General features: G+C 63.6%; 11 protein-coding genes. 4 read left to right on the top strand and 7 right to left on the bottom strand.

Going from position 1 to position 8,107, the window contains the following annotated elements:
- Positions 1 to 50: 50 nt before the first annotated feature.
- The gene (locus HKK80_RS13915) at positions 51 to 842 is read right to left on the bottom strand and encodes a hypothetical protein (protein ID WP_411800191.1); all 792 of its coding nucleotides are present in this window, start codon (positions 840 to 842) and stop codon (positions 51 to 53) included.
- 135 nt (positions 843 to 977) lie between these two features.
- Here HKK80_RS13915 and HKK80_RS13910 point away from each other — a divergent pair, with 135 nt between their 5' ends.
- Complete coding sequence (locus tag HKK80_RS13910) at positions 978 to 1,544, top strand: hypothetical protein (RefSeq protein WP_411800190.1); 567 nt, start codon at positions 978 to 980, stop codon at positions 1,542 to 1,544.
- Positions 1,545 to 1,547: 3 nt separating this feature from the next.
- Complete coding sequence (locus HKK80_RS13905; RefSeq protein ID WP_411800189.1) at positions 1,548 to 2,054, top strand: hypothetical protein; 507 nt, start codon at positions 1,548 to 1,550, stop codon at positions 2,052 to 2,054.
- A 36-nt stretch (positions 2,055 to 2,090) separates the two neighbouring features.
- Here HKK80_RS13905 and cysS read toward each other — a convergent pair whose 3' ends face one another.
- Both cysS and HKK80_RS13895 read right to left on the bottom strand, forming a co-directional pair.
- Positions 2,091 to 3,569, bottom strand: a complete 1,479-nt coding sequence (gene cysS, locus HKK80_RS13900; protein ID WP_411800188.1) for a cysteine--tRNA ligase — start codon at positions 3,567 to 3,569, stop codon at positions 2,091 to 2,093.
- Between the two features lie 57 nt (positions 3,570 to 3,626).
- Positions 3,627 to 4,160 (bottom strand): hypothetical protein, encoded by a 534-nt coding sequence (locus HKK80_RS13895; protein ID WP_411800187.1) that lies wholly within the window; start codon positions 4,158 to 4,160, stop codon positions 3,627 to 3,629.
- Between the two features lie 187 nt (positions 4,161 to 4,347).
- Between HKK80_RS13895 and HKK80_RS13890 the strand changes: the two genes are divergently transcribed.
- Together HKK80_RS13890 and HKK80_RS13885 are read left to right on the top strand one after the other, a co-directional pair.
- Positions 4,348 to 5,223 carry a CbiX/SirB N-terminal domain-containing protein gene (locus HKK80_RS13890; protein WP_411800186.1) on the top strand — a complete coding sequence of 292 codons (876 nt, stop codon included), beginning with the start codon at positions 4,348 to 4,350 and terminating at the stop codon, positions 5,221 to 5,223.
- Positions 5,224 to 6,342 carry a DR2241 family protein gene (locus tag HKK80_RS13885; protein ID WP_411800185.1) on the top strand — a complete coding sequence of 373 codons (1,119 nt, stop codon included), beginning with the start codon at positions 5,224 to 5,226 and terminating at the stop codon, positions 6,340 to 6,342.
- Positions 6,343 to 6,346: 4 nt separating this feature from the next.
- Here the strand turns inward: HKK80_RS13885 and HKK80_RS13880 are convergent, their stop codons facing one another.
- From HKK80_RS13880 to HKK80_RS13865, 4 genes are all read right to left on the bottom strand, one after another.
- The gene (locus HKK80_RS13880) at positions 6,347 to 6,922 is read right to left on the bottom strand and encodes a hypothetical protein (protein WP_411800184.1); all 576 of its coding nucleotides are present in this window, start codon (positions 6,920 to 6,922) and stop codon (positions 6,347 to 6,349) included.
- A gap of 45 nt (positions 6,923 to 6,967) precedes the next feature.
- Entirely contained in the window at positions 6,968 to 7,162 is a 195-nt protein-coding gene (locus HKK80_RS13875) for a methytransferase partner Trm112 (protein WP_411800183.1), read from the bottom strand.
- A gap of 71 nt (positions 7,163 to 7,233) precedes the next feature.
- The gene (locus tag HKK80_RS13870) at positions 7,234 to 7,635 is read right to left on the bottom strand and encodes a response regulator (RefSeq protein WP_411800182.1); all 402 of its coding nucleotides are present in this window, start codon (positions 7,633 to 7,635) and stop codon (positions 7,234 to 7,236) included.
- A 158-nt stretch (positions 7,636 to 7,793) separates the two neighbouring features.
- Complete coding sequence (locus HKK80_RS13865; RefSeq protein WP_411800181.1) at positions 7,794 to 8,069, bottom strand: ribonuclease P protein component 4; 276 nt, start codon at positions 8,067 to 8,069, stop codon at positions 7,794 to 7,796.
- Positions 8,070 to 8,107 lie beyond the last annotated feature (38 nt).

The raw sequence follows: 8,107 nt of genomic DNA, 5'->3' as shown, positions 1-8,107 counted from the left end.
ACGCTCGTATCAAGCTACAGCAGCTGTATCCAGTTGAGCCGAGGAACTAGTCAGACCACATCTGAACCTACACTGAGGGCCTGGATAAACGCCTCGTCGTCGATCTCCTCACGGTCGAAATCCCGGCTTGGGAGCCACCACCTCGCACGTTCGATCTGGATCTCCTCGTCGGTGACGCGGTAGCTGCCAAGATCGTCCCACGGTGTGATCGAGCGGTCGACCCGCAGGCCCTCGTCGGTGACGGCGAGTTCGTGACCGTCGTTATCGAACAGAAAGAACAGCGACGACAACCCGGTCAGCCAGGTGAACAGGGTGGAACTCCCGTCGAAGCCATCGAACGCCAGGATCGATACCACGACAGCGACGACGATGAGGCCGACCCCGCCAGCGGCCGCAACTTTGATCGATTGACTCAGGCCGCTCTCGTCGTCGCCATCGCCGGTCGTAACGACCGCGTGTTCGGTGGCTCGCTCCCGTAACCGGTGGTTTCGGAGCATGCCGCCAGCGAATGGGACGCCCATCCCGGGGATGACAGCGAGCAGCCCAACAACCGGATACACGTCGGGTGCGGCATCGGGGGCAGCGAGAATCATATACGGCAAAAACAGCAGCGGCGGCAGGATCGTCGCGGCGACGACCGGCAGCGACGTGGCCCGCTCGGGGAGGTTCGGTATCGTGGTCGCAGCGAGGCCGCCCGCGCCGGCGATAGCGAGGCCGGCCACGAGAACCGCTCCGAGCGAGGCCGACCCGACAGCGACCCAGCCGGTAACCGCGAGTGTCGGGATCAAAAGCGTCGCGACGTAGACGCCGAGGAGGGCTTCGATCAGGCGGCGACCGTCCATATTCCCAGGTGACAGTATCGAGACGCATATACTGTATGATGACTCTCTCGCTGTGAGCCGCCGTCGACCAGCAATCTTACCCGTATATCTGAGAGGCATCCTAAAATATAAGAGAGCAAATAGCGTATTTGGCGTATGAGCGAGACAGGTCTTCCCGCGTGGGACGAAGATCTGACCGCGAGAGAGCGGGTGCGGGAGATCGCCACCACGCTCACCGACCCCCGGTCGGTTGAGTGGGTTCGGGAGCAGGCCGGCGTGTCTGCGTGGCAGACGGCCAAAGACGAGTTGGAGATGCTGGTCGAGTTCGGACAACTGCGGGCCATCGAGGGCGACGACGGCCACACGAAGTACGCCCCGAACTACCAACAGCGGTATTTCGCGGAACTTGCCGCGCTGATCAACGACCACACGCGGGCGGAACTCCGTGAAGAGATCGCCACAATCCAAGCACAGATCGACGACTGGAAAGCCGAGTTCGGCGTCAGCGATCGGCACGAACTCGAAGCGTCGCTGGCCGACGAGCAGCGTGCCGAAGCGATCCGCGAGCGAAACCGCGTGCTCCGCCGCTGGGAGCGGGCGACCGACAACCAACGGCTGCTCCGGCAGGCCCTCCAGCTGTACGACGACGCACGGTCGATCACCCCCGACCAGCTCGGTGACCCCACCCAGCCCGGCGATGGGTCGGCGTCGGTTTCGGAGTAGCCGATGCTGTTTCTCGCCAACCGCGCGAACCTCGACAGTCGGCGGCTGTTGACGCGGATTCACAATCGCCTGCAGACACAGGTCGACAGCGAAACGGCCCCTATCGAACAGGTGTGGTATCACACCGCCGCCGGCAACAAGATCGGCGTCCGAGCGACGGTCGATCCGGTACGGTTTCTGGATCGGGAGTACCCCTGCAGCGAGGCCGAACTACAGGTTTCCTTCGATTTTCCCCGCGATCTCGACTACGACTGCTACCGGATTCAGTGGGTCGAACGCGAGCGTGATCTCATGGGTGGCTGGCAGCAAGACGAGACCCACATGACTCTCGGCCCGTGTCATTTTCAACTCGATTACGACGACGCGACCGTCCAACGCGCCGCGGCGACGCATTTGGATTCTCACCCGCTGAACGTGTTTGATACCCGGATCGATGATCTCGTTTCGGTGCTCAATATGCTTGAATGGACTGACGGAACGCCGACCGTTGCCGACGATGTACTGAGATGAAGAAACCGTAGAAATCGAGATCCCGCAGCGGCTGGCCTACTCGAAGCGGAACGTCGGCCCGTCGTCGCTGTCCTGTACCTCAACCCCGAGGTCGGCCAACGAATCCCGGAGCTCGTCGGCGCGCTCGTAGTTGCCGGCCTCGCGGTCGGCCTCTCGAACGCCCAGGAGCAACTCTACGAGGTCGCCGGCGAGGCCAACATCGCCGTCGGTTTCGGCTCCGAACTGTAGGCCAAAGACCTCGCCGCCGAGCGATTCGAACGTCTCGACAGCGCGTTTGAGGCCGTGATAGTCGTAGGTCGTGTGGCTGTCGAGATGGCGGTTGACCGCGTTCGTCAGCGAGCGAAGCGCGGCCATCGCCTCCCGGACGTTGAAGTCGTCGTTCATCGCCGCCGTGAACGCCTCGTGGGTGTCGTCGACCGCCGCCCGCAGCTCGCTATCCGCGGTTTTCGCGGTCGCATCGACGGAATCGCAGGCCTCAACCGCGGCGTCGTAGCTCCGCTGGAGTCGCTCCCACCGCTCCTCGGCTTCGGCCATCGCTTCCTCGGAGAAGGTTTGTTTCGAGCCATATTCGGTGGCGAGATAGAATGTTCGGATGACGTTGGGGCCGTACTCGTCGAGGGCTGCTTCGACGGTGAAGAAGTTCCCGAGACTGGAGCTCATCTTCTCGTCGTCGGTCTCAAGCAGGCCGGTGTGGAGCCAGTAGTTTGCAAACCGCTGGCCGGTGGCGGCCTCGCTTTGGGCGATCTCGTTTTCGTGATGCGGGAAGACCAGATCGTGGCCGCCGATGTGGATGTCGATCGTCTCGGCGAGATGTGTCATCGACATCGCCGAGCACTCGATATGCCAGCCAGGGCGACCCTCGCCCCACGGCGACGCCCACGTCTGACCGCTCGGTGGGTCGTCGCCGTGGTCGTGTTTGGCGTGTTCGGCGATGGCATCCGGGGAGACGCCGCCGGCCTTCCAGAGGGCGAAATCCGCGGGGTTGCGTTTTTCGCTTCGTTCGTCGGGCTCGCCTTGGGCTTCGAGCTCGTCGAGCTGCTGGTTCGACAGCGTGCCGTAGTCCTCGAAGGAGGTCACGTCGAAGTACACCGAGCCGTTGGCCTCGTAGGCGTGGCCGGCGTCGATCAGCGTCTCGACGAGGTCGATGATCTCGGGGATGTGCTCGGAAACGCGGGGGTAGACCGTCGCGCGTGCGAGGTTGAGCCCGCGCATATACTCGATCACCTGCGAGATGTAGTGCCGTGCTACGTCGGCTTCGGTCTCCCACTCCGGGCGTTCGCCGACTCGGGCGGCGATCTTCTCGTTCACGTCGGTAAAGTTCTCGACGTGGCGCACGTCGTAGCCCGCGTAGTCGAGCCAGCGGGTGATCACGTCGGCGTGCGTCCAGAGCCGCGCGTGGCCGAGATGGGGGTCGTCCGAGACGGTCAGCCCACAGACGTACACCAGGACGTCCTCGCCGGTCGGCTCGAATTCCTCACGCTCGTCTGTCAGGGAGTTCGTCACGGACAGCGCCATTGTTGTCGGAGGTGATACCGGCGGGCGTTTGAAGCCGTCGAATTTTTGTGGTGTCGGCTACGCCGCCGCCTCGACGAGCCGAAGGGCTGTGGCTCCGGATCGACGCGGCACAAGCACGACCAGCGCGTCGTCGGCGACGCCGGCCGCATGCACCTCGATCTCGTCGATCCGAAGCCGATCAATCACTGTCGCCAACAGCTTGCTGTCGACATCGCCGGTCGCGTGGATCGCCGTCAACGACGCCGATTCGTCGGCGACATCCGAGGTTGGCTCTGTGTCCCCGTCGTCGCCGAAGCCGGCACCGTCGACAGCGAGTAGCGCGTCGGTGTCGACACGGTCGATGCCGCTTTCCATGCGAACGGTCAGCGAGCGGTCAGCCTTCTCGCCGCTGTCGCTGTCGCCATCGGCGTCTGTGTCTGCGGCTGACAACGACTCGCCGAATCGACGCAGCGCGGTCGCAATCGACTCGGTGTCGCCGTCGATATCGAGGCTGTCGGCGGCGGCGGTGTAGTTGACGATGCCCGCCCGAAGCCCGTCATAGAGAACGGGTCGCTGACGGACGGCCTCGCGTGTTTCGGCGGCAAGTGACATACCAGAGGCGTGTCGCCGACGCTAATGATGATTTCGCCGTCGGTCGCCGTCCGCCGCTCGGCGTGCTCGCATAGCAACGAGTCGATGGTGGCAAACCGGCGCAAAAACCACCGATTGCTCGGTGTCTCGGCAACGACGATGGCGATCACCCGAAGTCCATAAGCCATCGACGCCCAAACCACCGCGTATGCAATCGCTGGTCATCGTCGCTCACGGCTCTCATCTCAACCCCGATTCGGCGACGCCGACACACACCCACGCCGACACGATCCGGGCAACCGGCGCGTTCGACGAGGTGCGAACCGGCTTTTGGAAGGAACAGCCCTCGCTTCGTGAGGTACTTCGGACGGCGCGAGGTGACGACATCTACGTGGTTCCGCTGTTCATCAGTGAGGGCTATTTCACCGAGCGGGTCATCCCACGGGAACTCCGGTTGGAGGGCTGGGATCCCGAACTGTGGGGATCGGATGGCATCTCGGCGGATACCGCCACGCTGGTCGCCAGCGACATCGACACCGAGGTTCACTACTGCGGCCCCGTCGGCACCCACGAGGCGATGACAGACGTACTGATTCACCGTGCGGAATCGGTCACCGGCGATCCGTCAGTCGGCGAGGGATTCGGCTTTGCGGTCGTCGGCCACGGCACCGAGCGCAACGAAAACAGCGCGAAAGCGATCGAGTACCACACCGAGCGCATCCGGGAGACCGGTCGCTTCGACGAGGTCAAGGCCCTGTTTATGGACGAGGAGCCGGAGGTCGACGACGTTGCCGACCACTTCGACAGCGAGGATATCATCGTCGTCCCGCTGTTTATCGCCGACGGCTTCCACACTCAGGAGGATATCCCCGAGGACATGGGGCTTACTGACGATTACCGGAACGGGTACGACGTGCCGAGCGAAGTTGACGGCCACCGGATCTGGTACGGCGGCGCGGTCGGCACCGAGGAGCTGACCGCCGATGTGATCCTTGAGCGCGCGGCCGACGCCGGCGCGGATATCGGTGATGCGATCGCGCGGGTGCGCCAGCGAACCAAACCGACGCAGGCGGCGGGCGATTAGATGTCGATGATCGAATCCGGGCTTTCGGAGACGCAGCTGGCAGCGTTTCGAGAGCAGCTTGCGGCGGAACCAATCGAGTACGACGGGTTGGCTGCCGAGTACGACGCCGACGAGGACAGCTATCATATCGAGACGCCCGGCCGACAGACCACGCTCACCGCCGACGAACTCAGCACGGTCGACGCCGAGAGGGCAGCCTACATTTCGAACTGGTATTTCTACACCCAGGCGGTCGGGGGTGAGGTCACCCAGGCGTTCTGCCGGTGGCTCGAACTGGCCGACGACCGCCCGGTTCCGGATCGCTACGACGCCCTCGACTCCGGGATCGACCGCGAGTGGGGACAGCTCTCGATTACGACGACCCTGGCCGACGAGGGGGCTCGTCGCTACGAGATCCGCCATGTCGACGACAGCGATGCTGACGCCGACGCGCTGACAACGCACACGGATCCGTTCGACGCCCGCGATATCGGGACGCTCGATGCAACGGGTCGCTACCGCCCGCTCCAAACCGCGCCCTCGCTCGACTCCGGCTGGATCTTTCCCGAACTGACCGCAAGCGAGGTGTACGAAGCCGTCGAGGCGTTTTATTCGGCAACGGTCGTCAACTGGCACCGCGAGCAGCGCGGCGAGCTGGATATCGACCACTGGCGGGACGAACAGGATCGCCAGAGCGGGATCTACAATCTGATCACCGTGCTGCCGGACGAGGCCGTCGAGTGGGCGGCTGCGGCCTGTTGTGACGACTCCCAGTGTCTCAAGCGACGCGAGTGGGAGCTGTCGGAAGACGAGCCGCTGGATGCCGATGGCGGCGACGGCGTCTTCCCCTGTCGGGAACCCTGCTCGATGGTCGTCGCCGCGGGCCGTGAGTGGGCTAAACTCGAACGGGAGGAGAGTCGGAGCTACGAGTTTGAGCTCACGCCGAGCGAGAAGGAACAGATCGAGGCGATCATCGATGCGGTTGCGGACGACGAGATCGACGAGATCCGAGAGGCCGATATCGGGAACGGAGCCAACCGGTGGCGGGCGCGGTATCTCCGGGAAAAACGGTTCGACGACGATGGACACCTCTCGGGGACACCGACCCATCCCGACGGCGACGATGACGACAGCGAATGAGAACTCAGGCGCGCACAGCGAGGCCGACGGCGACGACGACGCCGAGTAAGACGACACCCGCGCCGGCGATGACGACCCCGCTTTCCAGCGTTGCGGCGATCACAACCGCCAGCAACACCGCGATCAGTCCAAAGGCAACCACGAGCCCGGCCCCGCTGTCGGCGAGGGCCGCGCCGATCTGCTCGGCGGTGGTCGGTTCCGCGGGGGGATCACGTTGAGGTTTCGCCAGCGACTCGTCGACGGTGACGCGTTTGGGATCTTCCTCCGGCGGCTGGATCGTGACCGTCGTGTAGGCGACCTCGGATCCGTACCCCGTGGCGATCTTGAGCCGACCGGTGACCGCCGTCGTTCGTGGGTTGATCCCGACCCCGACCGGGCGCGAGCCGTTGGGCTCAACGTAGTGGTTGGTGGCCCGGATGTCGGCGACCGTTGACAGCGTCTCATCGAGGTTGAGATGGACATGCACGGCCTCGCCGTCGTTGTCCAACACCACATCGAAGGGTTCGCTCGTCTCGAAGCTGGTGGGCGCGGCGATCGAGTGGAGCCCGTCCTCGTTGAGCGACACTGTCAGTTGCGACACGGTTGGGAATCGACCCCACAGACCAAAAAGCTACAGGTGCGTGGGTTAGGCCGCGGCCTCGTCCCGCATATCCGGCGGCAACAGGTTCGGAATCCCGTCCTCGATGGGGTAGGCCTCGCCACACTCCGTACAGGTGAGCGTTCCCTCGATGATCTCCTCGTCGTCTTTTGTTTCGACCGTCAGCTCCAGGTCGTGTTTATCCACCGGACAACAGAGGATATCCATGAGCGACTCCTTCATTATCGCTTTGTGGGGTCGGAATCGACAAAAGCCTACGGGTTCACTCCCAGCCACCCCAGCCGATCGGCCGATCACCGGTCGCTGTAGGCTTTCAACACGAGGTCGATTCGGTTGGCGAGGACGTCCATCTCGCCGGTTGCGTGGTCGCCTTTGTAGACAAACTCGGTGACGCCGGCCCGGATCGCGTCGCTGGCGATCGGTTCGAGCTCTCTGCCCGTGAGAATGATGATCGGGATCTCCGGCTCCTCGTTGCGGCCGTTGATCGAGGCGGCGAGCTTGACCCCGTTTGTCTCCGGCAGTTCGTAGTTTGTGACGATACATTCGATGTCGTCGTACTCCGTGAGCGCTGTGCGAACGTCATCGGCTGTATCGACGGTCGTCACGTAGAAGTCATGAACCTCCTCCAGCGTCTCGGCGACCCGGGTCGCCATGAACTCGCTGTCCTCGACGAGGAGCACATGCGGTGCTGCCATTATTATCGACTCTGGTTGCTACTGATTAATAATTGTATGTTTATTCTATCCGTTCTGTGACAGCACAAGCGACCGCAATCCCCGTGCTGTCGCTTCAATATGGGAGCTTCTGTAAGTTTACTATCACAACTCGTGCCGGGGGTTCCGCGACACACTGATTACTCGTAGGGGTAGCGTTTGATCGCCCCGCAGTTACAGCTGATTGCGACGTGGCCGTCCCGCAGTCGGACGCGGGCGTTGACGCCGGGCCGGAGCGCGACATCACACCGCGGACACGTAAACCGCTTGAACGCCCGCGGCAGGCCACAGCGGTTCCGCTCGGCGATCCGGCGGGCCAGCCGAACGTACTCCCGGGAGCGCTCGAACTCGCCGTCGGCGGTCGCCTGCTTGGCGAGGGCGAACAGTCGCTCGATGCGCTCGGCGGCGATACTCACTGTGTGTTTCTCGCGGCCGAGCGGATGTTAGGTGTTGC

This window comes from Halonotius sp. F2-221B (assembly GCF_046719765.1).
GTDB lineage: Archaea > Halobacteriota > Halobacteria > Halobacteriales > Haloferacaceae > Halonotius.
This window is presented reverse-complemented; position numbering and strand designations above follow the sequence as displayed.

Bases quoted from the DNA above. Each gene is read 5' to 3' on its own strand.
- HKK80_RS13915 (WP_411800191.1), bottom strand. From the start codon at position 842: ATGGACGGTCGCCGCCTGATCGAAGCCCTCCTCGGCGTCTACGTCGCG.
- HKK80_RS13910 (WP_411800190.1), top strand. From the start codon at position 978: ATGAGCGAGACAGGTCTTCCCGCGTGGGACGAAGATCTGACCGCGAGA.
- HKK80_RS13905 (WP_411800189.1), top strand. From the start codon at position 1,548: ATGCTGTTTCTCGCCAACCGCGCGAACCTCGACAGTCGGCGGCTGTTG.
- cysS (WP_411800188.1), bottom strand. From the start codon at position 3,569: ATGGCGCTGTCCGTGACGAACTCCCTGACAGACGAGCGTGAGGAATTC.
- HKK80_RS13895 (WP_411800187.1), bottom strand. From the start codon at position 4,160: ATGTCACTTGCCGCCGAAACACGCGAGGCCGTCCGTCAGCGACCCGTT.
- HKK80_RS13890 (WP_411800186.1), top strand. From the start codon at position 4,348: ATGCAATCGCTGGTCATCGTCGCTCACGGCTCTCATCTCAACCCCGAT.
- HKK80_RS13885 (WP_411800185.1), top strand. From the start codon at position 5,224: ATGTCGATGATCGAATCCGGGCTTTCGGAGACGCAGCTGGCAGCGTTT.
- HKK80_RS13875 (WP_411800183.1), bottom strand. From the start codon at position 7,162: ATGAAGGAGTCGCTCATGGATATCCTCTGTTGTCCGGTGGATAAACAC.
- HKK80_RS13870 (WP_411800182.1), bottom strand. From the start codon at position 7,635: ATGGCAGCACCGCATGTGCTCCTCGTCGAGGACAGCGAGTTCATGGCG.